This window comes from Achromobacter sp. 413638, from assembly GCF_043119405.1.
Lineage (GTDB): Bacteria > Pseudomonadota > Gammaproteobacteria > Burkholderiales > Burkholderiaceae_B > Achromobacter.
In genome coordinates, this window is the sequence record NZ_JBICCO010000035.1 from 23,918 (window position 1) to 49,384 (window position 25,467).

Below are 25,467 nucleotides of genomic sequence, written 5' to 3' on the forward strand. Positions count from 1 at the left end.
CAGGCGCGCTCGGGTTCCGGCTGGCTCTGTGCCGAATTTGTGAATAAATTTGCAATCCGGACCTGCTTTGTCCGTTGGCGGCGCAGGCTGTCTGGCGGCGGGACGCTCGCAACCCGGGCCGGGTCTGCCGTCGTGTGGAACGCTGGCTGCCGCGTTGACAAATCTTGCTCAAATCTTGACTGTTGGCTTGCATCTCGATGCGCCGGATCTGTCTATGATGACGATCCCTTTTTCGGGCAGGTGCCGTGGCTGCCATGACATTCCGTATGCGTCGTCGTGTCGGGCAGATCCGTCCGTGGCGGCGCGGCGCGGCCAGCGCCGCGCTGGCGTTGCTGGCGTCGCTCCTGCCGCTGGCCGCCCCGGCGGCGCAGGCGCAGGGCTCCTGCCTGGAAATCGTCCTGCTGGAAAAAGGCGGACGCCTCGCGTTGCGCGCCAGCGATGGCAAGACCGCCCTGACCGTGACCAGCGAGCGTTCCGTCAATGCCATCGCCAAGGAGTTCCTGAAGGTCTATGAAGCATTGGATGGGAAGCAGGGACCGGATGCCAGGTTCGATGCCAGGCTGGAGCTGCTGTCGGTGGAATTGCTGGGGCCCTTGCGCCCGGCCCTGAGAGAGGCGGCTTGCGTGGTGTTCGAGATCAACCCCCGCTTCCTGCATTTCGCGCTGGATCTGCTGCCGGTGGACGGCGAGCCCTTGTTCCTGGTCAAGCCGACCGCCTTCGCCCTGTCCCGGCCATCGCCCACGGCAATCGAAGGGCCTGCCGTCGGCGGACCGCTGCGCGGCCTGATTGTGCGCGATCCAGAAACGGATCCGGAGAATGGCGCGGGCGAAGCGCAGCGCTTGTTCCCGGCGTCAGACCTGTTGCACATCGAGCAGGCCGATCCGCGCATGTTCGCGCACGCGGACTACGACTTCCTGCTGATCAGCGCATACGGATCGGTAACGCCATCCTGGGGATCGGCGCCGGCGGACGAGGATGACGTCATCGAGCTGGGCGAGCGGGACATGGAGGCGGACGCGCTGGACGGGTCCCGGTTCAAGCTGGTCTATCTGGATTCGAGCCAGCTGGGCATCAGCGAATCATTCATCGCGTCGGCGCGCCGCAATGGCGTCCGCCATTTCCTGGCGCCCCTCATCAACAACGAGGCCGGCAATTCATCCACGCTCATGATCCGCTATTTCTTTGGAGGCTTGAGCCAGGGCCGCTCGCCGATGGACGCGCTGTTCCAGGCGCGCCGCGGCATACATCAGGAGTTCCAGGGCAAGGCAGGCCGGACCGAGCGGCTGTATTACGCCTATCCTTTCCGGCTGTATTTGCTGTGACCGCCGCGTCAAACCGGCGCGTCCCGCTCCAGGGGAAAGCCTTCATCCATCCAGCCGGTGATGCCGCCGGCCATGATCTTCACCGGATAGCCCAGGCGCGCGAGCGCGGCCGCGGCACGGGCCGCGCCGTTGCAGTGCGGCCCCGCGCAGTACGTCACGAACAGCGTGCCGGCTTCGTATTGCTGCCGCATGCGCGAGGCGATGATCTTGCGCCGCGGCAGGCTGAGCGCGCCGGGCACATGGCCTTGCGCATAATTCTCCGGGCTGCGCACGTCCAGCAGCACGAAGCCGGGATCGGCCTGCTGGCTCAGCGCCTCGTGCGTGTCCCAGCAATCCGTCTCGAACCGGAACGCGGCCTCGAAATGCCGGACGGCCTCATCGGCGGGGGCGGCGGGGATCTGGGTCACGGCATTGACTGGCATGTTGGGGCTCCTGGTTCGGGATGAATGCGCAAGCGCGCGCAGGCCCTATTGTTGTCGGCCGCGCATGAGCGGACAATTGGCGGATTCGCCATTTATCGATCAAATCATGCCAAAACCGAAATTGCCCCGGAAACCGCTGAATCCCCTGGTCGCGGCATTGGTGTACGACGGCTTGTGCGTTTTCGAATTCTCATGCGCGGCCGAGGTGTTCGGCCTGCCCCGGCCTGAGTTCGGCGCCGACTGGTACCGCTTCGAAACCTGCGCCGTCGGCAGGCGCAGGGTCAGGAGCCAATACGGCCTGATCATGGAAAGCGATGGCGGGGTGGACAGGCTGGCGCAGGCCGGCACCATCATCGTTCCGGGTTGGCGCGGCGCTGACGAGCCGGTGCCGGCCGCCGTGATCGACGCCTTGCGCCTGGCCCACGCGCGCGGCGCGCGCCTGCTGTCGATCTGTTCCGGGGCCTTCGTGCTGGCGGCGACCGGCTTGCTCGACGGCAAGCGCGCGACCACGCACTGGCGCTATGCCGATGCCCTGCGCAGCCGGTATCCGCGCATCCAGGTCGATGCGGACGTGCTGTATGTGGACGAGGGGCAGCTGCTGACGTCGGCGGGCAGCGCGGCGGGCCTGGATCTGTGCCTGCACCTGCTGCGTCGTGATTACGGGCCGGCCAGGGCCAACCAGGTGGCGCGTAGGCTGGTGATCCCGCCGCATCGCGAGGGCGGTCAGGCGCAGTTCGTGGAGTCGCCGGTCGACCAGGAAGAGGGCGGTTCGCTGGCCCCGGTGCTCGATGCGCTGCGCGCGCGTATCGACCAGCCCTTGCGGATCGCCGATCTGGCCGCGAGCGCCGCCATGAGCGAGCGCACGTTCCTGCGCCGCTTCCAGGCGGCCACGGGCATGACGCCGGCCGATTGGATCGTGCGGGCCAGGCTGGATATCGCGCGCGAGCTGCTGGAACGCACGGGGCTGTCCATCGAGCAGATCGCCACGCGGACGGGGCTGGGCACGGCCATGACCATGCGGCATCATTTCCGCCGCAAGATGGGAGTGAGCCCCACTGAATACCGCCGCCAGTTCGGGCAGCGGGAGGGCGTGGCGGTCGCGTAGCGCGGTGGCAAGGGTTCAGGCGCGCATCCGCGCCTGACGCCGTCGGGGCAGGCCGCCGGTCAGCTGCGTGAGCCGGCGTCGCATGGGCGTGGAATAGTAGCGCGCGACCAGGCTGCCCAGCAGCGCCGACAGCAGCACGGCCAGCGCCGCACTGGCGCTGAGCGCGGCCGAGCACCAGCCGTCGGCCGCGATGGCGTTGCGGCACGACACCGAGGCCAGCAGCATCACCGGGAACATGTGCGTCAGATAGATCTCGTAGCTGTTCACACCCATCCAGCGCAGGAACGCCAGGCATAGCCCGGGCGGCTCCAGGCTCGGCCTGCGGCGGCTCCAGGCGATCAGCAGCAAGGCCGCGCCGATTTCCAGCGCCGTCACGTTCAGGCCGGCGCCGGTCAGTCCCAGCGCGTAGGTCGCCTTGCGCAGGAAGAACACCAGCGCGAACAGGACGCCGCCGCACAGCATGAACAGGCGGGTCGGCACATGGCGCGCGCGGGTGCTGTACAGCGCGGCCAGGCAGCCGATGGCGATGCCGTCCAGGCAGGAAAGATAGGAGTGGTCCGCCCAGATCTCGTTGTCGGTGAAGGCGACGCGGGCGAACGGCCCCAGCGCCACGAACAGCAGCAGCGTCAGCTTCAGCAGCCGTTCTCCCGTCGCCAGCGCCAGCATGCAAAGCAGCGGAAACGCCAGGTAGAACGCCTCTTCCACCGACAGCGACCACAGCACGTTCCAGGCGGCGGGCAGATAGCCGGTGCGGGCCTCCAGCCAGTTCAGGTGCATGCCCAGCGCGGCCAGCGCAGCACGCGCGAGGCTGGTGGTCTCGATGACGAAACCGGGCGCGTCCAGCCCGTGCAGCGCCGCCAGCACGATCAGCAGCAGCAGCAGGCAGGGATAGATGCGCGCCGCGCGCCGCAGCAGGAAGGCGCGCCAGGGCACGGCATCCAGGGATCCCCAGCGTTCCAGCGCCGAGCATGTGACGAGGAATCCGGAGATCACGAAGAAAATGATCACGCCGTAGTAACCGCTGCGGAACACGATGTTGAACAGCGTCTGGGGCAGCATGCTGGCGAGCAGGCTCTGCTCCTGCGGCATGTGGATCTGGATGTGCAGCAGCACGACGCACAGCACGGCGCAGCCCCGCAAGGCGTCGATCGCCGGCGTGCGCTGCGCGTCCATGCTGATGTGCGCCAAGGCTGCCGACGGACGGTTGGCTGGCATGGGTAGTCGGGTGGGGGTGTGCAGCCCCCATGCTAGCCAGGCATTCGTGATGGGATTGGCGGACTCTGTATGGATTTTGTAATCGCGATGGCCTTGCGTCTTGAAATTAGGATTTTTCCAAATTAATATTTTTCCGAAATGAACGACACTTTCAAGGCACTCTCCAACCCCATCCGCCGGGAAATCATCGCCGCGTTGCGCGCGGGGCCGATGGCGTCCGGCGATATCGCCCGGCTGTTCGACATGAGCTGGCCCACCATCACCGGGCATCTGGCCGTCTTGAAGGATGCCGGGCTGATCGAGGCCGAGCGCGCCGGCACCTCGGTCCGTTATCGGTTGGTCTCCGGCGCGTTCGAGGATGCGCTGGCGTTCCTGCTGGATCTGGCGGGAGCGGGGCGCCCGGGTGCGCGGGCGTCCAAGACCAGGAAACCGGGAACATCATGAAAAGCGTGGAATCATCGGACGGCCTGCTGGGCAAGGGCGTTTATGCGCTGGTCGCGGCGCAGGTCGGCCTGGCCGGGTACATCGCCCTGTTCGGACCGCAGGGGCCGTTGCCCATGCACTTCGACATGCACGGCAATGTCGACCGCTGGGGCGGCAGGCTGGAGGCCGCGGGCGTCCTGCTGGGCTTCGCCGTCCTGACGCTGGGCCTGGAGTCCATGGTGAAACGCGTGCTGGCGCGCGCGGACGTGGCGGCCGGCACCCGCAAGTCCCTGGTGGCGGCCCGCGTCTGCACGGCGCTGGGCTTTGCGTTCGTGACCGCGCTGCTGGCGGCGCTGGGGCTGGGCCGGGTGCAGCCGGGTGCGGACCCGCTCTGGATCGCCCGTTGGGGGCTGGTGCTGGCATGGGTGGGAATCCTGGTCGTGGGCGCATTGCTCGGCAAGGCCGGGCCCAATCCGTGGGTGGGCCTGCGCGTCTACTGGACGCGGCGCAGCCGCCTGGCCTGGGAGCGGGCCAACCGCATGCTCGGCCACATCTATTTCCTGGGCAGCCTGGCCGGACTGGCGCTCTTGCCCGTCGTGGACGAAGCGCACGGCTACGCGCTGTTGCTGGCCGTGGTCCTCGGCGGCGCGCTGGCGGCCACGATAGAAAGCTGGCGGGTCTGGCGCGCGGATCCCGAGCGACAGGCCTGAGGCTGGCTGGGCCAGAGACGCCGGCACGCGGCGCAATGGCGTCCCCAAATGGAAGAGCGCCCCAGCTCTGGATGAGTCTGAGGCGCTCCTGCCCGGCTTCGCACGCGATGGGTGTCAGACAGCCCGGCGAGTCCAATCTACTGCCGGGGGTAGCGGCGGGCAATAGGGAAAACCCCAGAAAATCAGGGTGTTACACGTCCCCATATGGCGGGGCGCGGGCCGTGGCCGGCCGGCGGCGGCAGCCCGGATTGCTGCTGTCAAGGCGAGCGGGCCGGTTTTGTCCGTCTCGGCATGCGCGAATGGTCGGGCGTTCGCGCGCCGCCGACACTGTGGATCCCTACACAGTGTCGGAGAACGGAAATGCGGCGCAATTTGAAGCGGCAGGCGGGCCAGGGCATGACCGAATACATCATCGTCGTGGCCCTGGTGGCGGTGGCGGCCATCGCGGTCTATCAGTACTTCGGCCAGGTGGTGCGCGCGCAGGTCGCGGCCATGGCCCATGAGCTGTCCGGCGAAGACGGCAGCGCGTCGCTGCGCGCGGGGCGGCAGGCCGCGCAGAAGGCAGCGGGCGAAACCCGGGCCGTGTCACTCAAGGCCTATGGCGGCAACGTGGCGGGCGGCAAGTGATGGCGCGCCACGGCCATGCGTCGGCGCAGCGCGGGCAGGCCTTGGTCGCGGGCCTCGTCCTGCTGGCCGGCGCCGTCGCGGCGCTGGTCGCCATGCACAGACTGGGCAGGATCATCGAGCAGCGCGTCCGGCTGACCCACGCCGTGGACGCGGCCGCGTACAGCGGCGCGCTGCTGCAGGCGCGCCACCTCAATGCCATCGCCTATGCCAATCGCAGTCAGATCGCGCATCAGGTTGCGATGGCGCACCTGGTCACGCTGGCCGCGTCGGCGCGCTACCTCGATAGCGCGCAGGCGCAGGCCCGACGCCGCAACCCGCCTCCCAGTCTGCTGGGTAATCTGTTCGGCGCCCGCGCCGGGCAGGCTTATCGCGACATGCAAGGCCTGCCCGGCGCCGGGGCCGGCCTGGCGGATGCGCTGGCGCGGCACGACGCCGTCGTGCATGGCGTGCTGGCGGATGTGGCGGCGGCCGAGGCCCGCGACCTGATCGCCGAGCGCGACCGCATCATGTCGCGGGTGTTGCATGCCAGTTTTTCTGGCGAGCAAGCGGATGGGACGCACACGGTCGAAGCCGTCGACACGCCGCTGGCCGGTCTGAGCCTGCGCGTGCTTGATGACAGCGCGGCGGGATTCATCGAACGCATCGCGCCCGGCTCCGGCTCCGGCCTGGCCGATGCCGCGCGGGCGGCGGCGCGGCGCTACGGTTTCCTTGCGTCTCGCGATGCCACCCGCAGTGGCGCGACGGCGGTGCTGTCGTCGTGCCCATCGCTGCGCAACGAGCTACGACGCGGCGGCGCGACGTGGCTGGGGCCGGACGGCCGTTGGGCGGCAGTCGACACGCAGTCCTTCCACGCCTTGCGCAGCAATCGATGGATCGGCTGCTATTTTCGCGAGTACGCAATGGGTTGGGGCATCGCGCTCGATGGCGCCAGCCCGCCGCCCGCGAGTCTGCGCTACGCGGACGCGCCACCGGCGGACTTCTCGCAACAGGACTTCTGGCGCTGGGTGCAGGCCTTTGCGGGCTGGGACCTTGTGGCCGGGACGGGCAATCCGTTGGCGAATTCCTACGGCATGGCCCAGGGGCGGCAAGCGGCCGGCTCGGGGCTGCCCGCGTACCACGATATCGCGCGGTCCAGGCGGGGGCTTCCCTTGAGTTTCACTGTGCAGGCGCGCCTGGCGCCGAATGGCGTGCCGGAAACGGCGCGGCCGGGCAATCCGTATGCCCGGACCATCATGGCGTCCAGCACGGCGCAGACCTATTTCGTCCGGCCGTCGCCGAGCCCGGATGGGCGAGACGAGCTTGCCACCTTGTTCCGCCCGTATTGGCAGGCCCGGCTGGCTGCTGCCGGGCCTGCGGAGGAAGGCCAGGAGGGCAGGCCATGAGGGACGTGTGCCTTCCGCTTGCCGCGCAACGCGGGCAGGCCTTGATCGAGTCCGTGCTGTTGCTGTCCTTGCTGACGTTGTTGCTGCACGCCGCGCTGGGCCTGGGGCGGGCGCAGCTTGCGGCCATGCAGCTGGGCAATTCCAGCCGCAAGGCCGCCATGACCGCCGCGCGCGGGCAGGCCATGTCCTTGCACGACGTGCGCAATGGCGTGGCCCTGCGCGGCGTCGCGCAGGTGGCTCGCGGCGGATCCGCGTCCGCCGCGAGCCAGTCCTTGCGCAACGATTGGTTGGGCGAGGCCCGGCTGGTGCAGGTGCGCGCCGATACGACGGTCGCTATGCCACCGCCGTTTTCCGGTTTGCGCATCAGTCGCCAGGTCCAGGTGCTGAGCGGGGCGGGACATGCACGGGATGATGCGGACGCGCAGCGTCGTGTCGGCGCCGCGAGCCTGTCGTGGCGGCGGGTATCGCAGGTTTCGCAGGAACGCGCGCGCGCCATGGGTCAACTGCTGGAGACGGCCGAGTCCCCTTGGGGCCGGCCCGCGCTGTCCATGGATTGGCTCGCGGCATGGCATGACGTGGCAACGGCCGACAGCCTGTTCGCGGATGGGGGGCGGCCGTGAGGTTACTCCTGTCCCCGTTCTTTGCCACATCGTGCTCACGGGGCGGTGCACGCGCGGCGTCACGCTTCGGCTCCGTGGCTGAAATATGCCGCCGCGCGCTGGCCGCGACGTTGGCCTTGACGGCTGGCGCGTTGCCCCGCGCGGGCGCTCAGACCGTGCAAGCCTTGTGGCCGGATGCGGCGACTCGCGGGCGCGTCACCGATGGCATGGCATTGGCGGTTACGCGGCCCGCAACGCCTGCCGACCTGCAGCTGGCCGCCGGTGCCCGGCGGCAGTGGTTGGCCGACCGTCTCTGGCTGCATGGCCAGCCGGCGGGCGTGCTCGTGTTCGACACGCCGCAGGACGTGCCGGAACTCATACGTTCGCTGTCCGGGCAGCAGCCCGCCCTTGTTGATCTGCATGTGTTGCCTGGGCAGGTTTTGCTGTCGGGAAAGGTGGGCGACGCGCAATGGGTGGCGCAGATGGAAGCCGTGGGGCCGCGGCGTACCGTCGGCAGCATTTCTCAGGTCCGGCTTGGCGCGCCGGCCGCTTTTGTGCCGCCCGCGTGGCTGCCTGCGGACGCGAGCCTGAAGCTGGATTTTGAAATCCAGGAAGACGGCCGCCGCGTGCGGGAACAGATCTGGCGCAGCGCCTTGTCCCCGCGTCGGGCGCAGGCCTTGGCGCAGCGTCGCCTGCGCGACGCGGGTTGGCGCGCCGCGCGTGTTCCGGCAGGCGCGGCGCAGCGCTGGGAACGGGACGACGCGGCATTGCAATGGACCGCGACCCCGGTGGAACAGGGCAGCGGCATATGGATCAGGAGCTGGACACGATGAAAACCCTGTTGATGCGGGCGTGGCGCCGTTTTGGCGCCTACGGGCTGGCGCTGGCAGCGGCCCTGGCCACGGCCTGGGCGGTGCGCGAACATGTCGGACAAGGCGAGCCCGAGCCGGTGGCGGCCAACGCGCCCGTTGTCGAACGACTGGTGGCGGCCGAGGACCTGGCGGCGGGCACGCGGCTGGACGAATCGCACCTGCAGCGACGGCAGGTTCCCGCGGCCTGGGCGCCCCGTGCCAGCCTGGATCCGCTGGCGGCGCAAGCATTGCTGGGCGCGGTGCTGTCAGCGGATATCGATGCGGGCGAGATCATCCTGCCGGCACATCTGCTGGGCCAACCCGCCGGGCAGGCGTCGACGGCGCCTGCGGCGCAGCTTGCATTGCCAGCAGGAATGCGCGCCTTGAATGTGACCGTCGCCGACCTCGGGCCGTTGGCTGGCCGGCTGCGCGTGGGCGACAGCGTCGACGTCTACGCATCCTTTGTCCACGACGGCAAGCGCAACGCCGCTCCGGTGCTGTTGGCGGCCCGGGTCCTGTCCGTCGGCGCGCCGGCCGACGATGGCGCGCCGGACACGGCGAACGCCATGCTGGCGGTCCGCCCCGAGGATGCCCTGCGCTTCGTCGCTGCCCGACAGGGAGGCATCCTGACGGCCATGCTGCGTCACCGGGACGACGCGGTGGCCGTGGGCGACGAGGATCAGGCCGATCCGGCCGCCTTGCAGGGCATGCCCGCCGAATCCCCTCCGGCGGGCGGCGTTGTCATCCTCTACGGAGACCGGCTGGACGGCCGGGCGCCGCGCGGCGCGGGCGACGGATACGGCGTCGGGGCAGACGGGGGTGCGACATGGCGCTGAACCGTTATCGGCTGGCCGCCATGCTGGGTCTGTGTGGCTGCCTGGCGGGCGTTCAGGCGCAGACCATCCTGGTGGAACTGGAGGTGGGGGAAAGCCGGGTGCTGTCCCATCCGGGCGTGCGGCGCGTGGCGGTCGGCAACGGACAGGTGTTGCGCGCGGCCGACGCCGACGGGCAGGAAATCGTCATTTTCGGCCGCGCCGAGGGCGAGTCCTCGGTGCATGTCTGGACGGACGCTGGACGGCCCACCGCCTATGCGTTCAGAGTCGTGCCGGCAGGCGTGGCGCGCCAACGTGCCGAGGTCGAGGCGCTGCTCGCGCGCATTCCGTCGGCCCGGAGCATGCACGTCGGCGGCAGCATCGTCATCGAAGGCGACGATCTGTCCGACCAGGACCGCGCCCGCATCGCCGCGCTGGCCGAGCGCTATCCGTCAGTGCTGGACCTCACGGGACAGGTCGGCTGGGACCGCATGGTGCTGCTGGACGTGCAGGTCGTGGAGATCCCGACCTCGCGCCTGCGTGAGTTCGGCCTGAAGTGGGATGGCCTGACGCAAGGCGGGGTGAATGTCGGGCTGGCCTGGGACGGTGGCTCCACGAGTCGTCTGGAGCGGCCCGGCGAATCGCCGGTCGCCACGAACGGCCCTGTTTCCAACGCGGCCGGCTATTTCGGCGTCAATGCGCTGCTGTCGGCGCGCCTGGCCTTGCTGGCGCAGCGCGGCGAGGCGGTCATGTTGGCCCAGCCCCAGCTGCTGGCGCGCAGCGGCGCCAGCGCGACCTTTCTGGCTGGCGGTGAATTGCCCTATGTGTCCACGGACGCCAATGGCAGAAACGCCACGGTGTTCAAACCCTATGGCGTATCGCTCAAGATCACGCCGCGCATCGACCGCAACGACGTGATCCGTTCACTGATCGAAGTCGAGGCGAGTTCGGTGGACACCAGCCTGAACCTGCCGGGCGGACCCGCGCTGCGCATGCGCCGCGCATCCACCGAGTTCAATGTCCGATCCGGCAGCACATTGGTCATCGGTGGCTTTCTGTCGCGCGAGCAGGGCCGGGACGTGAGCGGTTTGCCAGGGTTGCTGGACGTGCCTGTGCTGGGGGCTTTGTTCGCGTCGCGTCGCTATCAGTTGCGCGAAACCGAGCTGGCGATCTTCGTGACGCCGCGCATCGTGTCCGCGCAGGATCCCGGCCTGGCCGAGCGGGCGCGACGCGGCCGGGACCTGCTCGACGCGGCGTTTCCCGACCCCCCGCGTCTGGGCACCTCGTCCCTGGCCGCCGACCCTGGCCCGGCGGCGGGGTGGGACCCCTACCGCGGCCCCGGGTCCCAATGGTCGGACGCCGCTGCCGTGCGTGCGCCGCACAACCAGGAGTGATGCCGTGCTGGATATTGAACTGAACTTTCCCGATGCCGCGCCGCGCCGGATGAGCCTGCCGTCGCCGGTGCTGGTGGGACGCGCGGCGCCTTGCGGGCTGCGCATTGCCCATTGGCGCGTGGCGCGCAGGCACGCGTGGCTGCGCGCCGTCGAGACGGGCGTGCTGCTGGAAGACCTGGATTCGCTGTCGGGAACCCTGCTCAACGGCGCCAGAGTGGAGCGTCTGGCGGCCGTGCTGCCGGAGGACGATATCTTCATCGGGCCATGCCGCCTGCGGGTGTCGCGTGGCGCGGTCCCTGACGCGCAAGTGCCTGTGGCCACGCAGGCAGGGCCGCATTCCGGCGCGGCGCCGCTGCCGCGCGAAACCGACATCCTGCTCGAGTCGGCGTTCGCATCCAGGCTGGCGCATCGCCGGCGCCTGCATGCCGCGCTGCTGGAAGCGCTGGACCTGCGGCGGCGCGACCTGGCCGGCGTCAGCGATAGCGCCTTGCGCGCCGAGGCGGGGCGGTTGCTGACACAGATCGTCGCCGACGATCAGGACATGCCGGCGGGCGTCGACCCTGCCGCGCTATGCCAGGAAGTGCTGGACGAGGCCGTGGGCCTGGGGCCGCTGGAACCCTTGCTGGCCGCCGCCGATGTGACCGAGATCATGGTGAACCGCCACGACGAGATCTATGTCGAGCGGCAAGGTCGCCTGTACCGCCATCCGGCCGCGTTTTCCAGCGAGCAGTCCGTGCGCTGGGCGATCGATCGCGTCGTCACGCCGCTGGGCCGCCGCATCGACGAAGCGGCGCCGATGGTCGACGCCCGGTTGCCGGACGGGTCGCGCATGCACGCCATCATCCCGCCCGCCGCGATCCGGGGCGCGAGCCTGACGATCCGCAAGTTTCCCGGCCGCAGCCTGACGCTCGATGCGCTGACGCGTGGCGGTTCGTTGAGCACGGCCATGGCGGCCTTCCTGGCGTTCGGCGTGCGAGCCCGGCGCAACCTGATCGTTTCGGGCGGCACGGGGTCCGGCAAGACCACGCTGTTGAACGTGCTGTCCAACGAGATTCCCGACGCCGAGCGCGTGATCACCATCGAGGATGCCGCGGAACTGCGCCTGGAACACGCGCACCGGGTGGCGCTGGAGGCGCGTCCGCCCAACGCGGAAGGCAAGGGCAGGATCGACATTCGCGAACTGGTGCGCAATGCGCTGCGCATGCGGCCGGACCGGATCGTCGTCGGCGAATGCCGCGGCGGCGAGGCGTTCGACATGCTCACGGCGATGAATACCGGTCACGAAGGTTCGCTGACCACGTTGCACGCGAACTCGCCGCGCGATGCGCTGGCCCGCCTGGAAGCCATGGTGCTGATGGCCGGGCTGGATCTGCCTCTGGCCGCCGTGCGCGAGCATATCGCCGCCAGCGTCGACCTGATCCTGCAATCGGCGCGCCTGGCCGATGGCCGGCGCCTGGTGACGTCCATCGTCGAACTGACCGGCATCGAAAGCGGCCGCATCCAGCTGCAGGAGCTGTTCCGTTTCGATCGCCGGCAGGGATTCGTGGCTTGCGGCGTGTTCCCCGCTTTCGCACGGGTTGGAAACGAGATCGGAGGCCTGTGCGACCCTGCCTGGTTTCAGGCGCCGCCATCCGAGGCGGTCGACGGCGCGAGTCGTCCGGGCCGAGGCATGGCGGAGCGGCCATGACCGGAATCGCGGCCGGACTGGCCATGTTCTGCGTCGCGTTGCTGGCAGGGCGGATGCTGGCAGCGCGCCGGCGTCGAGCGGCACGGGCTGTCCCATGGCCCTTGAGCGCCTTGCACCGGGCTCGGATCCGCCGGCGCGCCAGCATGTTCGAACGGCAGCTGTCCGTGGCCTTGCCGATGCTGAGTTCCTCGCTGCGCGCCGGCGCCGCACTCAACACGGCACTGCGCCATCTGGCCGAGAACGGCGAGGCGCCGTTGTCGCAGGAGCTTGGCCTGCTGCTGCGCGAGCAGCGGCTGGGCATCCCCTGGGATGAGGCGCTGGCCCGGCTGGAACAGCGGGTGCCGTCCGAGGCAACCGCCCTGACCGCCGCGGCCTTGCGTATCGCCACGCGATCCGGCGGCAATCTGGCCGAGGCGCTGGACCGCATCGCGGACACCTTGCGCGCCCGTTCGCAGTTGCAGGCCCGGCTGCGGGCGCTGACGTCCCAGGGGCGCATGCAGGCCTGGATCGTCGGCGCCTTGCCGGTGCTGCTGCTGGCGGTGCTTTACCTGCTGGAACCGGCGATCATGAACCTGCTGTGGCGCACACCGGCCGGCTGGGGCGTGCTGGCGCTGCTGGCCGCGCTGGAGACCGCTGGCGTGGTGCTGATCCGGCGCATCGCAAGGATCGATGCATGAGGCGCCGCTCCGTGCTCCGAGGCAGACATGCCGCCTGATGTCGCAACGGCCGTCGCAGCGGGTTGCGCGGGCTGGCTGACATGGCTGGCATTGCGATGGCTGGGGGTGGGGCGGACGCGCAGGCGGGCAGCCCGCCTTGCGCGCGACATCGAGCGCGGCCTGCCCTTCGTGTTCGACATGATGGTCCTGTGCGTGGAAGCCGGAATGAGCGTGCAGGGGGCGCTGCAACTGGCCGCGCGCAGCGGTCCGCCGGGCCTGCTGCGTGACGCGCTGGACCGCGCGCTGGTCGAGATGCGCGCCGGCGTGCCGCAAGCGGTCGCGATCCGGCTGCTGGCCCGGCGCAGCGGCAGCACCCTGGCGGCCCACTGGGCCGTGGCGATGGCGCAGGCAGAGGCCCTGGGCGCAAATCTGGGGCCGGTGCTGCGCACGCTGGCCGCTCATGGCCGCGACGACAGGCGGATCCGGGCGGAGCAGATGGCCTTGCAGGCGCCGGTGAAAATGCTGTTGCCGCTGATCGGCTGCATTTTTCCCTGCACCTTCATCGTGCTGGCCTTTCCTGTCGTGGTGCAGCTGTCGTGGAGCCTGCCTTGACACGCCGGGCGCCGCCGATGGCGCGGCTCCGGCTGCTGCGGGTGGATGGTTGGTGGGGGCGGATGCGGGGGCTGGCGTGGCGCAAGCCGCCGGGCCCGAGAGTGGGCATCCTGCTCACGCCGTGTTTCGCGGTGCATACCTTCGGCATGCGCCATCCCATAGACGTGGCCTTCGTATCGCGCTCGGGACGCGTGCTTGAACTGCGCCGGGCGCTGGCGCCGCGGCGCGTGGCGCTATGCCTGGGCGCCGTTGCCGTTGTCGAGCTGCGCGGCGGCGTCGTTGATGCCGAACACGGAGGTATAGGCCGGATAGAAGCTGCAGTACAGCACGCCGCCCGCCGCGATATTGAACGGCACCTGCAGCGTGCCCGCGAACTGCGGCGACAGGCCGATGGTCACGAGCATGCCGGCGCACAGGTCGATGAACAGGAACACCATGACCCAGGCGGCGCCGTACACCAGGAAGGCCCATTTGTTGCGCCAGCAGGCGACGCCGGAGAAGAACAGCGCCTGCGTCAGGCGCAGACCGTGCCAGGCCACCAGCACTGGCGCATGCCAGAACAGCGCGGCGACGATCACGTACAGCACGCCAAAGACGGTCAGGGGGACCATCAGGGCGGACAACAGCGGCGTGATGTCCTTTTCCATCGAGGCCACGCGCACGGCCTCGGACAGCGAGCCGGAGAACGGCAGGAAGGCCAGCAGGCCGATCACCATGCAGAGCGCCGCATAGAGCAGGCCCATGAGGAACAGCTTGCGAAAGACGCCGGGTTTCTGCAGCGGCTTGGGCCACATGGACGGCAGCATGACGCGGTCGGCCTCGACGTGCTTGCACGCGGACAGCGTCATCAGCGTGACGATGGGCATGAGCGCCACGAACAGGATCGGCCCTACCGGCGGGATCGCCGTCGCGAAAATGACCAGGAGGCTGATGGCCATGGCCCAGAGGAACATGGCCAGGGGCTGCTTGCGGAACAGGCGGAAACCGTCCCGGACCCATTGCCAGCCGGAAGACGCGGGGAGGTATGCTGCTTGCATGGTGTGGTCTGTTGGATGATCTCTCGAAAGTGAACGCGCTGTGCCCCCCATTATGGGGGGCACGATTGTTACGGCAACTCCGGCAGGCCCGGGAGGTGGCGCGCTTGCAACACTCTTTCGAAATGGCGGGGGTCGTGCGGCTTCAGCGTCTGGGCCGGCCTGGGCAGGAAATAGTCGTACAGGCGCGACAGCCAGAAGCGCAGCGCGGCGCCGCGCAGCATCAGCGGCCAGGCCTGCCGTTCGGCGTCGGTGAAGGGCCGCACCTCGGCATAGGCTCGCAGCCAGGATTGCACCAGCTCGGGAATGAACGCGCCGGTGTCCCGCTCGATGCACCAGTCGTTGACGCTGACCGCCACGTCGAACAGCCAGGTATCGCAGCCCGCGAAATAGAAGTCGATGAAACCGCCCATCAAGGGGTCGTCGAAGGTGCCGGCGAACAGCACGTTATCGCGGAACAGGTCGCAGTGCGCAGGACCCGAGGGCAGGCTTTGCCAGGACGCGGTGGCGCTGGCGGCCTGCTGTTCGGCCAATTCCGTCGACAGCAGGCGGGCCTGGCCTTCGTCCAGGAAGGGCATGACCTTGGGGGCGGTTTCCAGCCACCAGGACAGCCCGCGCAGATTGGGCTGGCGTATCGGGAAGTCCTGGGCGGCCAGATGGGTGCGGGCCAGCGTGGCGCCGGCCAGTGCGCAATGCGCTGCGCCGGGCGCGGGTTCGTAGCCGCCCGGTAGGCGCGTGACGATGGCGCAGGGCTTGCCGTGCAGGGTCGTCAGGCGCGTGCCGTCGCGCAGGGTCTGCGGCTGCGGCACCGGGATGCCGCGTTCGGCCAGCTGGTGCATCAGCTCGATATAGAACGGCAGCTGCGCGTGCGTCAGCACCTCGAACAGCGTCAATACATATTCGCCGCGCGAGGTGTAGAGGAAGTAGTTGGTGTTTTCTATACCTGCCGTGATCCCCCGCAGCGAAATGAATTCGCCCAGGTCGAAATGCGCCAGCAGGGCGCGCGCGTCGTCGTCGGATACGGGGGTGAATACGGCCATTGAGCTTGAGGAAACCAGGGGTTGACGGGCGGGCGGCTTGGGCGCGGGCGCGCCTGTCCGGGCGACCGCGGCGCAATTTTAGACCACATGGCGGGCGCGCTGCGCAAGACCGCTGGCAGCGCGGCGGGCAGAATCTCCGCGGGGGCCGTAAAATACCGCATCCCCTTGTTTTGACGAGCTATTCTTGGACTCCCCCGACTGGCGCCTGTGCGTCGCCCCCATGATCGACGTGACCGACCGCCATTGCCGTTATTTCCACCGGCTGCTGGCGCCGCGGGCGCGGCTGTACACGGAAATGATCACCACCGGCGCGCTGCTGCATGGCAACGTCGCGCGGCACCTGGATTTCGACGAGGCCGAGCATCCCGTGGCCTTGCAGCTGGGCGGCAGCGAGCCGGACGCGCTGGCGCAATGCGCCAGGCTGGGCCGTCAATGGGGCTACGACGAAATCAACCTGAACTGCGGCTGCCCCTCGGAGCGCGTGCAGCGCGGCGCGTTCGGTGCCTGCCTGATGGCCGAACCCGACCTGGTCGCCGACTGCATCAAGGCCATGCAGGACGCCGTGGACATCCCCGTGACCGTCAAGCATCGCCTGGGGCTGGACTACGACGACTCGTATGCATTCGTTCGCGACTTCGTCGGCAAGATCCACGACACCGGCTGCCGCGTCTTCATCGCCCATGCGCGCAACGCGGTGCTCAAGGGCCTGTCGCCCAAGGACAACCGGGAAATCCCGCCGCTGCGCTACGACGTGGTCACGCGGCTGAAGCGCGATTTTCCGGATTCCATATTCGTGCTCAATGGCGGCCTGGCCGATGCGGCCCAGTCGGTGGGCGCGGCGGCCGAGTTCGACGGCGTGATGCTGGGCCGCGCGGCCTGGCATACGCCGCGCGTGCTGTCCGAGGTGTCCTTGCAGTTCTGGCCCTCGGTCCGCCTGCCCAGCGACGCGCAGGTGGTGGATGCCATGATGGCCTACGCCGCCAGGCAGGTGGCCCAGGGCGTGCCGCTGCGCGTGATGACGCGCCCCATGCTCGGCCTGGTCAACGGCCAGACCGGCGCGCGCCGCTGGCGCCGCATGCTGTCCGACCCGACGCTGTTGGCTGCCAATAATCCCGGCCTGATCTACGACGCCTGGCGCACCCAGACCCAGGCCCCGAGCCGCCACGACGCCACGCTAGAAGCCGCCCAGGCCGGCATCTGAACGACGCACCAGCGACAAACAAACAAAAACGCCCCGGGTACAAGCCCCCCGGGGCGTTTGAATTCACGGCACACGCCAACCTCTCAAGAAGAAAGCCGCCCCGCAACCTACCAAGCCTCCCCCAAGCCGGGCCGCACGGAGCCGGCTTCGCCGGTCCGTAGCGGCGCCCCCTTGAGGGGGAAGCGCGCAGCGCTTCGGGGGTGGGTCTTATCTTTCAGCGCCTTCCAGCGGCCAGTCGCGGATATACGCCTTGAGCATGTTGTTCTCGAACTTCTGCGCCGCGACGATGGCCTGCGCCATGTCATAGAAAGAGATCACGCCCATCAGCGTCGGGCCGTCCATGACGGGGATGTAGCGCGCGTGTTTTTCCAGCATCAGGCGCTGGACCTCGTCGGCGCTGGTGTTGGGCGACACGCTCACCGGGGCGTCGTCCATGATGGCGCGGATGGTGGTGTCGCCCAGCATGCCGCCATGCTCGTGCATGTGGCGGATGATCTCGCGGAACGTGAGCATGCCCGTCAGGGTGCCTAGTTCCATGATGACGAGCGAGCCGATATCCTGCTCGCTCATGGTTTGCACGGCTTGCGACACCGGCATGTCCGGCGACGCCGTATAGAGCGTGTCGCCCTTGACGCGCAGAATCTCGCTGACCTTCAACATCGGTTCCTCCCGGGCGGGTTGCGCCCTGATTTCATTTAAGTGTTCTTGCGCGCTTCCGTCCCGAGGGCTGGAACCACTTCATTTCCGGTATTTTGCGCTTCTTGGCACAGATCTTCCAGCGTGGGCGCCGGCAGGCCGCCCAGGACGGACGCCGCCACCCGCAGGATTTCGGCGTCGTTGCGCACGCGCGGGCGGGTCTGGTCCAGCAGGAAACGCTCCACCACGGGCGTCATCGAGGTCTGGCGGGCGTCGCAGGCCAGCATCCAGTTGCCTTCCGTGCTGCGCGCGATCAGGCCCATGTCGTTCAGGGTTTCGAGCACGGCGTTCAGCTCGTCCTGGTGCAGCCGCAACTGCCTGGCCAGGGCGCTGGCCGCCAGGCCAGGCGGGTTGGCGGCCTGGGCGCGGCGCAGCGCGCGCAATGCGTCCAGCGCATCGACGTAGGCCGCGCCCGGGTAGCGGTTGATCTCCCAGCGTCCCAACCGGATCAGCGGCGCGCTGGCGGCCAGGGTGGCGCCCAGCAGCACGGCGAGCCAGGACAGATAGATCCACAGCAGGAAGATCGGCAGGGTGGCGAAGGCGCCGTAGATGATGGTGTAGGTGGGGAAGCGGGTCAGGTAGTAGGCGAAGGCCGACTTCATGATTTCCAGCACGATGGCGGTCACGAAGCCGCCAACCAGCGCGTCGCGCCACAGCACGTCGCGATTGGGCACCACCACGAACAGGCCGGCAAAGCCCAGCCCCGTCAGCATCAGCGGGATCAGGGACACCGCCATGCTGACGATCTCGGGCACGTCGCGCACCAGCCCCATCGATTCGCGCGCCACGAAGGACGTGGCCCAGAGGCTGGCCCCGGCCACCACCGGTCCCAGCGTGATGACCGCCCAGTACACCAGCGCCCGCTGTGGCAGCGGCCGCTGGCGGGTGACGTGCCAGATGTCGTTGAACGCCTTGTCGATCGTCATGATCAGCAACAGCGAGGTGACCAGCAGGAAGGCGCCGCCGATGGCCGTCAGCCGGGAGGCCTGGCGCGCGAACTGGTTCAGGTACTCCATGATGTTGTCCGAGACGGACGGCGGCATCAGGCTGTTGGCCAGGAAGTCCTCCAGCGCCACGCGGAATTCCTGGAACACGGGAAAGGCGGTGAACAGCGACAGCACCACGGCCAGCATGGGCACGATGGCCAGCACCGTGGTGAAGGTGAGGCTGGACGCGACCTGCAGCAGCTTCTCTTCGTCGGCGCGCTGGGACGTGAAGCGCCAGGCGCGGCGGACCCTCGTCACCCAGGACGCGCGCGGGGACGAAGGCGCAGTGGCCGCCGACGCGGCGGCGGCTGGCTCGGCGGGGCGATTCATCGGGTGATAATAGCAGCATGAACCCTGAACTCAATCCTCGCCTGCGCCTGCTGGCGTCGGCATCGCTGTTCGCCCTGATCGTGCTGTGCGTGGCCTGGGAAAGCGTGGTCGCGCCGCTGCGTCCCGGCGGGTCCTGGATGCTGCTCAAGGCGCTGCCGCTGGCCTTTCCGCTGCGCGGCATCCTGCGCGGCAACCTGTATACCTATCAGTGGGCGTCCATGCTGTCGCTGCTGTATCTGATGGAAGGCGTGGTTCGCGCCATGTCCGATCCCGCGCCCTTGTCCGTGGCCATGGCCTGGGGCGAGATCCTGCTGTCGACCGTCTTCTTCGTCAGCGCCATTTTCTATGTGCGGCCCGCCAAGCGCGCCGCGCGGAGGCAACGCGCATGACTGCCCGCACCTTGAACGCGCTGACCACGGTCAATTCCTTCGCGGCCCTGCCCGACGCCTTCTATACCCGGTTGGCGCCGCAGCCGCTGAACCATCCGCGCCTGTTGCATGCCAATCCCGATGCCGCCGCGCTGATCGGGCTGGACCCGTCGGCTTTCGCGACGCCGGAATTCCTGGCCGTGTTTTCCGGCCAGCAGCCGCTGCCCGGCGGCGACACGCTGGCCGCCGTCTACAGCGGCCACCAGTTCGGCATCTGGGCCGGCCAATTGGGCGACGGGCGCGCGCATCTGCTGGGCGAAGTGCAGGGGCCGGCCGGCAGCTGGGAGCTGCAGCTCAAGGGCGCCGGCATGACGCCGTATTCGCGCATGGGCGACGGCCGCGCGGTGCTGCGCTCGTCGGTGCGCGAGTACCTGGCCGGCGAGGCCATGCATGGCCTGGGCATTCCCACGACGCGCGCGCTGTGCCTGGTGGCGTCGGACGATCCGGTATACCGCGAGACCGTGGAAACCGCCGCCATCGTCACGCGCATGGCGCCCAGCTTCGTGCGCTTTGGCTCGTTCGAGCACTGGTCGGCGCGACGCGATCTGGACCGCCTGGCGACGCTGGCCGATTACGTGATCGACCGCTACTATCCCGAATGCCGCGAGACGCGGGCGGGCGAGCCGGCGGACCCGAACGCGTCCGTCACCAACCTGCTGCGCGAAGTGACGCGGCGCACGGCGCTGCTGATGGCCGACTGGCAGTCCGTGGGCTTTTGCCACGGCGTGATGAACACCGACAACATGTCCATCCTGGGACTGACGCTGGACTACGGTCCGTATGGTTTCATGGACGGGTTCAAGCTGGCGCACATCTGCAATCACTCCGACACGCAGGGCCGCTATTCCTGGAACCGGCAGCCGTCGGTGGGGCTGTGGAACCTGTATCGTCTGGGCGGCAGCCTGCACAGCCTGACGCAGGACGCGGATGCGCTGCGCGCGGTGCTGGACGAATTCGAGGCGGTGTTCACGCGCGCGTTTCATGCCCGCATGGGCGCCAAGCTGGGCCTGGCGTCGTGGCGTCCCGAGGACGAGGCGCTGCTGGACGACCTGCTCAAGCTCATGGATGCGAACCAGGCCGATTTCACGCTGTGTTGGCGCCGCCTGGCCGATGCCGTGCTGGGGCGTCGCAGCGCGTTCGAGGACCTGTTCATCGATCGCCCCGCTGCGTCGGCATGGCTGGATCGCCTGCTGGCGCGTCAGGCCGCCGATGGCAGGCCGGCGCAGGACACGGCCCAGGCCATGAACCGGGTCAATCCGCTGTACGTGCTGCGCAATCATCTGGCGGAGCAGGCGATCCGGGCGGCGCAGCAAGGAGACGCGGGCGAGATCGGGACGCTGCTGCAGCTGTTGCGCGACCCATACACCGAACGCAGTGGTTACGAGGCGTATGCGGCGCTGCCTCCGGATTGGGCGGGCGGCATCGAAGTCAGCTGCTCGTCCTGAGCAGTGGTTTAAGGTTGCGAAAGCGGGGGCAGGCGCTGATCTGACGGCTATTTACGCGAAAAACCAGTGTTAGGAAGTGAAATATGGCGGTTTTTTTCACTGCAATCATTCGTTTCCATTGTAAAAGTCGTAAGATTGTCGCCTGCGGGACACTCGGGATGGCTTGCCGCATCCCTGGGGCATTTGTCGACAATATTTGAATAAAGCACTCTGAATATGCCTGGCGCGGATGGTTTGCTGTGTATCGGCTTGCTTGAGGATGATGCGGACTTCCGGGAGGAGTTGGCGTTGGGCCTGGGCGGCTATGGTTTCCGGGTGGCGTTCGCCTGTGACAATGCGGCGGCGTTCTATCGCCGGCTGCAGGAGCAGCCGTGCGACATCGTCATACTCGACGCGCACCTGCCCGGCGAGGACGGTTTCTCGGTCGCGACCCGCTTGCGGGCGCTCAGTCCGGTTGGCATCGTCATGCTGACCGGCCGCAGCGCGCTGGAGGATCGCGTGCGCGGCCTGGAGGGCGGCGCCGACGTGTACATGACCAAGCCGGTCGACCTGCTCGAACTGAGCTCGGTGATCCGCAGCCTGGCGCGCCGCATGCGGCTGGCCAAGGCGCCGCGGCTCGCCGATGCCGAAACGCGCACGCCGGCCGAGTCTTCCTGGTCGTTGCAGGATGGCGGCTGGATCCTGGTCGCGCCCGATGGCGCTTCGCTGCACCTGAGCGCGCAGGAGCGGACGTTCCTGATGGCCTTGATGGACGCCGCTGGCAGCGCCGTCAGCCGGCAGGCGCTGGCTGAATTGTTCCTGCCCGAGAGCCCGGGCGGGTTCGAGTTGCGTCGCATCGACGTGCTGGTCAGTCGCCTGCGCGCCAAGGCGCAGAGCGCCGGCCTGAAGCTGCCCGTGTTGTCTGTGCGCGGACAGGGCTACGTGTTCGCGGCCTGAGCGCTGCGTCCGCCGGCCGCGTCAGGCGGCGGGCGGTGATACCGGCAGGGTGATGACGAAGCGGCTGCCCGCGCCGACCCGGCTGGTCATGGTCAGCGAGCCGCCCTGGCTTTCGCAGATGCGTCGCGCCAGATAGAGCCCGACGCCCAGTCCGGATGTCTCGCGATGCGCCGCGCGCCGGAAGCGCGGCTCGAAAATTCGCTGCTGGTCTTCTTCCCCGATGCCCGGGCCACGGTCGACGACGGCGATCCATGCCTGGCGCACGCCGTCCTTCATGCTCGCGCCGGCCTCGATCCGGATGGGCTCGCTGGCGGGCGAATACTTGACGGCGTTATGGATCAGGTTGCGCAAGACCACGCTGGTCAGCGAACGGTCGCAATAGGCGGGCAGGGCGCCGTCCGCGTCCAGCACCAGGGCATGCGCGGTATCGGGGCGCATGGCGGCCACGACGTCGCGCGCCATCGTCGCCAGGTCGATGGCTTCGCCGCGCGGGGTCAGCGCCTGTTCCTCGCGGCGGTCCTGTGTCAGCAGCTGTTCCAGCAGTTCGGTCATGCGCGTCACCGAGCGGTGGATACGCGCCAGACGGTTGTCCACGGCCTCGCCATTGCCCGCCAGGATCATGTCCAGCGACTGCGCCGCCGCGCTGATGGTGGCCAGCGGCGCGCGCAGTTCGTGCGACAGCAGGGCGTTCATCTGGCGCTGCGTGTCCAGGGCGCCGGCCAGTTCTGCCAGGCGCAACTCGTCCTGGGCCTGATGACCCGCCGCCGCGGGCGGCTGGACGGGCGTCGGCGCGGCGCTGGCGCGCGCATGCCGATCCTCCAGGGCGCAATACCAGAGCGCAAGCGCCACCAGCAGCAGGCGCGCCAGTTCCAGTAAGCTGTCCGGCGCGCCTGCGCCGGCGCCCGGCCAGGCATCGCGCCCGATCAGCCAGACGGACAGCGCATGGCCGGCGGCCAGGACCAGGCAGGCCACGCGGCGCGGACCCGGGCGCGCGCCGGCGGCCAGCAGGGCCGCCGTCAAGGGCAGGCTGGCCGCCGCGCAAGCGCCCGCGATGGCGGCAGATGCCGCGCCGTCATGCGTTTCGTAGATGAAGATCAGGGCCAGCGAGGCCAGCGCGGCCAGTCCGATGCTGCCCCAGCGGCAGGCCGCCGCCAGCCCGCGCAGGCCGCCGGATCCCGCGAGGAAGGGCGCTGTCAGCGCGAGCAGCGCGGCATAGGAGCCTGCCTGCAGGGCGCCGGCCGGCAGCAGGTTTGGCAAGGTGCGGAACAGCCCTTCGAGCAGCAGGAACACGACGCCCGCGGCCTGCACGCTGTCGCGGGTCCGCGTCCACGCCGCGGCGCAAACCAGCGCGCACGCCAGTGCGGCGCCGGCGATCAGGCCCGCGTGCACGCCCGCCTGGGCGGCAAGGTCCGCCTGGGCCCAGGCGGCGCCGGGCCACGCCAGCAGAGCGCACAACGCGCCCGTCCAGCGTCGGGTGGATGCCGCCGCGGCGCGGGCGGGCGGCAGGCGAGTGCGGGAGCGGGGCAACAGTCCTTCCGTCAACTAGGAACCCATTGGTGGTCGGGAGCAAGATCATGCGGGCGGGCGAAGTTTACGCCAGCGCCGCGCAGGGCGTGGATGCCGATTTTCTCCAGAATGGATTGCGTGGCTGTGTCCGGCACGTCCTCGGCGTATACGGCCATGCCCAGCGTTTGAGCCGCCGCCGCGACCGTGGCGGCCAGATGCTGGCTGCCGGGGCTGTGCAGCAGCCCGGCGACGAACCCGCCGCCAAGCTTCAGGTAGGAAAACGGGAATTCGTGCAAGTGCTCCAGGGCGCCGAATTGCTGTGACAGGCGGGTCAGTCCTACGCGCGCGCCGGCTTGCGTGGCCAGACGGCACAGCTCGCGCATCTCGGTGTTCTGTTCGAGCAGGCCGGCGGCATCCACTTCGATGATCAGCCGCCGGGTGAGGGCGGGCCGGTCGCCGAGCATCTTTTCCAGCCGGGCCAGGAACCCGGGTTGAGACAGCGAGCCCAGCGCCACGGGCGCCGCGAGCGCCCCATGTTGCGCGTACAGCCAGTCCAGTCCCAGCCGCAGCGCCTGGATATCGCATTCGGCCGACAGGCCAAGCCGCACCGCCGGCGGCATGAAAATGGAGGCTGGCACGGGGTCGGCGCCCGACGCGTCATGCAGCGTCAGGCTGGCCTCGTGATGCAGCAGCCCGCCCGAGACGTCCTGCAGGGCCTGCACCGCCAGCGCGAACTTGTGCTGTTCCAGCGCGGTGGTCAGCGCGTCGTGCCAGCTGTATTCGCCGATGCGGGTGCTGTCGGCGGCCTGGCTGGCGGGCGCGACCTGGTCATCGTCGGCGCTTTCGGAGCACATCAGCGCATGGTCCAGCCGGGCCAGCGTGTCGCTCATGCCGTCGCCGGGCGCGAATTCAGCCATGGCCAGCGCCCAGCGGCACCAGCCGTGCTTGCCCATCGGCACGCGTAGCGAGCGCAGCTCGCGGCGCACGCGCTCGGCCAGCACGCCGGCTTGCGGTGCGCTGCTGCGCGGCATCAACAGGGCGAAATCGGAGCCGCCGATCCGGGCCAGCAGCGCCTGGGAGCCGCCTTGCGCGTCGACCAGCCTGCGCAGGCGGTCGGCGGAAGAGCGCAGCCACTGGTCGGTGAACGCACGCGACAGGTGGCGGTTGATCTGCGCCAGGTCGCGCTGGCGGAACATGAGCAGGTGGCCGCCCGCCTCGGCGGTCCGGTCGCTCAGCGCCGCGCGGAAACGGTCCATGAAATACTTGCGGTTCGGCAGCCAGGTGACGGCGTCGCGGTGGATCTCGCTTTGCAGCGACTCGATCCGCGCGTTCTGCTCCTCGACCGTGGCGTCGACCCGGCGGCGGGCGTCGACCAGGGCCTGGTCGACGCTTTCCAGGCCACAGGAGCCGGATGGCGAGGCATCGGCGCCCGGCGCCAGGGCGCGCACGCGCTGGCTGATGTCGCGCGACGCGCTGGTTTCGATGCGGCGCGCCAGGCTGATGGCGAACAGCGCCCAGAACAGGCCGGCGCTCAGCGCCAGTCCCACGGCGCGGACGCCGCCCTGCCAAAGCGTATCGTTCGCCAGCGTGGCGTCGCCCTGGACGGTGACCGTGCCGCGCGCGGCGCCGTCGGGGCTGGCATAGGGGAGCGAGACCGCCGGCGCGCGCAGGGAGAACCAGCGTTCGAGCCAGGCGCCTGAGCTGGCGTCCGTGGTGGCGTCCGGGCCGCGATCCACGCTGTCGCCGGATGCCTCGTCGGCAATCCTGATACGTGCGTACAGCCCCTGGCTGTACAGTTCGTCAGCCAGAACCTCACGCTCGTGAGGAGTGGAGGGCGCGCGGCCCAGGACCCAGGCAAGCGTGCGCGCGCCGCTTTCGCTTTGCTGCGCCAGTTGCCGGCTCAGGTGGCGATGGGCTGTCAGCATGCCCAGCGCCTGGGCGCCGAGCAGGACGATGCCTGCGAGCAGGGCGGAACACAGGAGTAACCGGCGTAGTTTCGACATGTGTGCGGAATTCCCTTCGTGGCCAGCGCCGTTGCCGGTGTCGCG

At 69.1% G+C, this 25,467-nt stretch carries 25 protein-coding genes and 1 pseudogene; 18 read left to right on the top strand and 8 right to left on the bottom strand.

Annotated elements, in window-relative coordinates; all coding sequences use genetic code 11:
* Positions 1-266: 266 nt before the first annotated feature.
* Positions 267-1,322, top strand: coding sequence for a hypothetical protein (locus tag ACEU5R_RS15895; protein WP_392410800.1), 1,056 nt, complete (start codon positions 267-269; stop codon positions 1,320-1,322).
* Positions 1,323-1,330: 8 nt separating this feature from the next.
* Here ACEU5R_RS15895 and ACEU5R_RS15900 read toward each other — a convergent pair whose 3' ends face one another.
* Entirely contained in the window at positions 1,331-1,744 is a 414-nt protein-coding gene (locus ACEU5R_RS15900) for a rhodanese-like domain-containing protein (RefSeq protein WP_103275296.1), read from the bottom strand.
* Between the two features lie 106 nt (positions 1,745-1,850).
* Here ACEU5R_RS15900 and ftrA point away from each other — a divergent pair, with 106 nt between their 5' ends.
* Positions 1,851-2,849: a transcriptional regulator FtrA gene (ftrA, locus tag ACEU5R_RS15905; protein ID WP_103276571.1), complete on the top strand. Its 999-nt coding sequence runs from the start codon at positions 1,851-1,853 to the stop codon at positions 2,847-2,849.
* A 15-nt stretch (positions 2,850-2,864) separates the two neighbouring features.
* Here the strand turns inward: ftrA and ACEU5R_RS15910 are convergent, their stop codons facing one another.
* Positions 2,865-4,064 (bottom strand): acyltransferase family protein, encoded by a 1,200-nt coding sequence (locus ACEU5R_RS15910; protein ID WP_392410801.1) that lies wholly within the window; start codon positions 4,062-4,064, stop codon positions 2,865-2,867.
* A gap of 138 nt (positions 4,065-4,202) precedes the next feature.
* Here ACEU5R_RS15910 and ACEU5R_RS15915 point away from each other — a divergent pair, with 138 nt between their 5' ends.
* From ACEU5R_RS15915 to ACEU5R_RS15970, 12 genes and pseudogenes are all read left to right on the top strand, one after another.
* Positions 4,203-4,508, top strand: a complete 306-nt coding sequence (locus ACEU5R_RS15915; RefSeq protein WP_392410802.1) for a metalloregulator ArsR/SmtB family transcription factor — start codon at positions 4,203-4,205, stop codon at positions 4,506-4,508.
* Positions 4,505-5,197 (top strand): SdpI family protein, encoded by a 693-nt coding sequence (locus ACEU5R_RS15920; protein WP_392410803.1) that lies wholly within the window; start codon positions 4,505-4,507, stop codon positions 5,195-5,197. Before ACEU5R_RS15915 ends, ACEU5R_RS15920 begins: the two co-directional genes overlap by 4 nt.
* Positions 5,198-5,557: 360 nt before the next feature.
* Positions 5,558-5,824 (top strand): hypothetical protein, encoded by a 267-nt coding sequence (locus ACEU5R_RS15925; protein ID WP_103275293.1) that lies wholly within the window; start codon positions 5,558-5,560, stop codon positions 5,822-5,824.
* Positions 5,824-7,206 carry a hypothetical protein gene (locus tag ACEU5R_RS15930; protein ID WP_392410816.1) on the top strand — a complete coding sequence of 461 codons (1,383 nt, stop codon included), beginning with the start codon at positions 5,824-5,826 and terminating at the stop codon, positions 7,204-7,206. Before ACEU5R_RS15925 ends, ACEU5R_RS15930 begins: the two co-directional genes overlap by 1 nt.
* Positions 7,203-7,826: a pilus assembly protein gene (locus ACEU5R_RS15935; protein WP_392410804.1), complete on the top strand. Its 624-nt coding sequence runs from the start codon at positions 7,203-7,205 to the stop codon at positions 7,824-7,826. Before ACEU5R_RS15930 ends, ACEU5R_RS15935 begins: the two co-directional genes overlap by 4 nt.
* A 278-nt stretch (positions 7,827-8,104) precedes the next feature.
* Positions 8,105-8,638, top strand: a complete 534-nt coding sequence (locus ACEU5R_RS15940; protein ID WP_392410805.1) for a hypothetical protein — start codon at positions 8,105-8,107, stop codon at positions 8,636-8,638.
* On the top strand, positions 8,635-9,492 hold the full coding sequence (gene cpaB / locus ACEU5R_RS15945; RefSeq protein WP_392410806.1) for a Flp pilus assembly protein CpaB: 858 nt from the start codon (positions 8,635-8,637) through the stop codon (positions 9,490-9,492). The genes ACEU5R_RS15940 and cpaB overlap by 4 nt, the downstream gene beginning before the upstream one ends.
* Entirely contained in the window at positions 9,483-10,862 is a 1,380-nt protein-coding gene (locus tag ACEU5R_RS15950; RefSeq protein WP_392410807.1) for a type II and III secretion system protein family protein, read from the top strand. Before cpaB ends, ACEU5R_RS15950 begins: the two co-directional genes overlap by 10 nt.
* Before the next feature lie 49 nt (positions 10,863-10,911).
* Positions 10,912-12,549: an ATPase, T2SS/T4P/T4SS family gene (locus ACEU5R_RS15955; protein WP_392410817.1), complete on the top strand. Its 1,638-nt coding sequence runs from the start codon at positions 10,912-10,914 to the stop codon at positions 12,547-12,549.
* A 143-nt stretch (positions 12,550-12,692) separates the two neighbouring features.
* Positions 12,693-13,226, top strand: coding sequence for a type II secretion system F family protein (locus ACEU5R_RS15960; protein ID WP_369869705.1), 534 nt, complete (start codon positions 12,693-12,695; stop codon positions 13,224-13,226).
* 27 nt (positions 13,227-13,253) lie between these two features.
* Positions 13,254-13,817, top strand: a complete 564-nt coding sequence (locus ACEU5R_RS15965) for a type II secretion system F family protein (protein WP_392410808.1) — start codon at positions 13,254-13,256, stop codon at positions 13,815-13,817.
* A gap of 62 nt (positions 13,818-13,879) precedes the next feature.
* Positions 13,880-14,044 (top strand): annotated as a pseudogene (locus ACEU5R_RS15970) (DUF192 domain-containing protein); the annotation flags it as partial.
* Positions 14,045-14,050: 6 nt separating this feature from the next.
* Here ACEU5R_RS15970 and ACEU5R_RS15975 read toward each other — a convergent pair.
* The gene (locus ACEU5R_RS15975; protein WP_233772496.1) at positions 14,051-14,854 is read right to left on the bottom strand and encodes a BPSS1780 family membrane protein; all 804 of its coding nucleotides are present in this window, start codon (positions 14,852-14,854) and stop codon (positions 14,051-14,053) included.
* Positions 14,855-14,922: 68 nt separating this feature from the next.
* Complete coding sequence (locus ACEU5R_RS15980; protein WP_103275287.1) at positions 14,923-15,891, bottom strand: homoserine kinase; 969 nt, start codon at positions 15,889-15,891, stop codon at positions 14,923-14,925.
* 220 nt (positions 15,892-16,111) lie between these two features.
* Here ACEU5R_RS15980 and dusA point away from each other — a divergent pair, with 220 nt between their 5' ends.
* Positions 16,112-17,092: a tRNA dihydrouridine(20/20a) synthase DusA gene (dusA, locus tag ACEU5R_RS15985; RefSeq protein ID WP_392410818.1), complete on the top strand. Its 981-nt coding sequence runs from the start codon at positions 16,112-16,114 to the stop codon at positions 17,090-17,092.
* Between the two features lie 207 nt (positions 17,093-17,299).
* On the opposite strand, the gene ACEU5R_RS15990 is transcribed toward dusA, so the two are convergent.
* A complete protein-coding gene (locus tag ACEU5R_RS15990; protein WP_103275285.1) occupies positions 17,300-17,752 on the bottom strand; it encodes a CBS domain-containing protein in 453 nt (150 codons plus the stop codon).
* A gap of 35 nt (positions 17,753-17,787) precedes the next feature.
* Positions 17,788-19,104 (bottom strand): YihY family inner membrane protein, encoded by a 1,317-nt coding sequence (locus ACEU5R_RS15995; protein WP_392410809.1) that lies wholly within the window; start codon positions 19,102-19,104, stop codon positions 17,788-17,790.
* Between the two features lie 17 nt (positions 19,105-19,121).
* Between ACEU5R_RS15995 and ACEU5R_RS16000 the strand changes: the two genes are divergently transcribed.
* The 3 genes from ACEU5R_RS16000 (at position 19,122) to ACEU5R_RS16010 (ending at position 21,913) form a co-directional block, all read left to right on the top strand.
* On the top strand, positions 19,122-19,493 hold the full coding sequence (locus tag ACEU5R_RS16000; RefSeq protein ID WP_103275283.1) for a DUF2069 domain-containing protein: 372 nt from the start codon (positions 19,122-19,124) through the stop codon (positions 19,491-19,493).
* Positions 19,490-20,977: a YdiU family protein gene (locus tag ACEU5R_RS16005; RefSeq protein WP_103275282.1), complete on the top strand. Its 1,488-nt coding sequence runs from the start codon at positions 19,490-19,492 to the stop codon at positions 20,975-20,977. The genes ACEU5R_RS16000 and ACEU5R_RS16005 overlap by 4 nt, the downstream gene beginning before the upstream one ends.
* A gap of 216 nt (positions 20,978-21,193) precedes the next feature.
* Positions 21,194-21,913, top strand: coding sequence for a response regulator transcription factor (locus tag ACEU5R_RS16010; protein ID WP_392410810.1), 720 nt, complete (start codon positions 21,194-21,196; stop codon positions 21,911-21,913).
* 21 nt (positions 21,914-21,934) lie between these two features.
* On the opposite strand, the gene ACEU5R_RS16015 is transcribed toward ACEU5R_RS16010, so the two are convergent.
* On the bottom strand, positions 21,935-23,440 hold the full coding sequence (locus ACEU5R_RS16015) for a sensor histidine kinase (protein ID WP_392410811.1): 1,506 nt from the start codon (positions 23,438-23,440) through the stop codon (positions 21,935-21,937).
* 11 nt (positions 23,441-23,451) lie between these two features.
* Positions 23,452-25,422 (bottom strand): EAL domain-containing protein, encoded by a 1,971-nt coding sequence (locus ACEU5R_RS16020; RefSeq protein WP_103275280.1) that lies wholly within the window; start codon positions 25,420-25,422, stop codon positions 23,452-23,454.
* Positions 25,423-25,467: the final 45 nt, after the last annotated feature.

Bases quoted from the DNA above. Each gene is read 5' to 3' on its own strand.
- dusA (WP_392410818.1), top strand. From the start codon at position 16,112: ATGATCGACGTGACCGACCGCCATTGCCGTTATTTCCACCGGCTGCTG.
- ACEU5R_RS15965 (WP_392410808.1), top strand. From the start codon at position 13,254: ATGCCGCCTGATGTCGCAACGGCCGTCGCAGCGGGTTGCGCGGGCTGG.
- ACEU5R_RS15995 (WP_392410809.1), bottom strand. From the start codon at position 19,104: ATGAATCGCCCCGCCGAGCCAGCCGCCGCCGCGTCGGCGGCCACTGCG.
- ACEU5R_RS15925 (WP_103275293.1), top strand. From the start codon at position 5,558: ATGCGGCGCAATTTGAAGCGGCAGGCGGGCCAGGGCATGACCGAATAC.
- ACEU5R_RS16020 (WP_103275280.1), bottom strand. From the start codon at position 25,422: ATGTCGAAACTACGCCGGTTACTCCTGTGTTCCGCCCTGCTCGCAGGC.
- ACEU5R_RS16010 (WP_392410810.1), top strand. From the start codon at position 21,194: ATGCCTGGCGCGGATGGTTTGCTGTGTATCGGCTTGCTTGAGGATGAT.
- ACEU5R_RS15915 (WP_392410802.1), top strand. From the start codon at position 4,203: ATGAACGACACTTTCAAGGCACTCTCCAACCCCATCCGCCGGGAAATC.
- ACEU5R_RS15975 (WP_233772496.1), bottom strand. From the start codon at position 14,854: ATGCAAGCAGCATACCTCCCCGCGTCTTCCGGCTGGCAATGGGTCCGG.
- ACEU5R_RS15895 (WP_392410800.1), top strand. From the start codon at position 267: ATGCGTCGTCGTGTCGGGCAGATCCGTCCGTGGCGGCGCGGCGCGGCC.
- ACEU5R_RS15900 (WP_103275296.1), bottom strand. From the start codon at position 1,744: ATGCCAGTCAATGCCGTGACCCAGATCCCCGCCGCCCCCGCCGATGAG.
- ACEU5R_RS16005 (WP_103275282.1), top strand. From the start codon at position 19,490: ATGACTGCCCGCACCTTGAACGCGCTGACCACGGTCAATTCCTTCGCG.
- ftrA (WP_103276571.1), top strand. From the start codon at position 1,851: ATGCCAAAACCGAAATTGCCCCGGAAACCGCTGAATCCCCTGGTCGCG.
- ACEU5R_RS15910 (WP_392410801.1), bottom strand. From the start codon at position 4,064: ATGCCAGCCAACCGTCCGTCGGCAGCCTTGGCGCACATCAGCATGGAC.
- ACEU5R_RS15920 (WP_392410803.1), top strand. From the start codon at position 4,505: ATGAAAAGCGTGGAATCATCGGACGGCCTGCTGGGCAAGGGCGTTTAT.
- ACEU5R_RS16000 (WP_103275283.1), top strand. From the start codon at position 19,122: ATGAACCCTGAACTCAATCCTCGCCTGCGCCTGCTGGCGTCGGCATCG.
- cpaB (WP_392410806.1), top strand. From the start codon at position 8,635: ATGAAAACCCTGTTGATGCGGGCGTGGCGCCGTTTTGGCGCCTACGGG.
- ACEU5R_RS15935 (WP_392410804.1), top strand. From the start codon at position 7,203: ATGAGGGACGTGTGCCTTCCGCTTGCCGCGCAACGCGGGCAGGCCTTG.
- ACEU5R_RS15930 (WP_392410816.1), top strand. From the start codon at position 5,824: ATGGCGCGCCACGGCCATGCGTCGGCGCAGCGCGGGCAGGCCTTGGTC.
- ACEU5R_RS15990 (WP_103275285.1), bottom strand. From the start codon at position 17,752: ATGTTGAAGGTCAGCGAGATTCTGCGCGTCAAGGGCGACACGCTCTAT.
- ACEU5R_RS15960 (WP_369869705.1), top strand. From the start codon at position 12,693: ATGTTCGAACGGCAGCTGTCCGTGGCCTTGCCGATGCTGAGTTCCTCG.
- ACEU5R_RS15950 (WP_392410807.1), top strand. From the start codon at position 9,483: ATGGCGCTGAACCGTTATCGGCTGGCCGCCATGCTGGGTCTGTGTGGC.
- ACEU5R_RS15955 (WP_392410817.1), top strand. From the start codon at position 10,912: ATGAGCCTGCCGTCGCCGGTGCTGGTGGGACGCGCGGCGCCTTGCGGG.
- ACEU5R_RS15980 (WP_103275287.1), bottom strand. From the start codon at position 15,891: ATGGCCGTATTCACCCCCGTATCCGACGACGACGCGCGCGCCCTGCTG.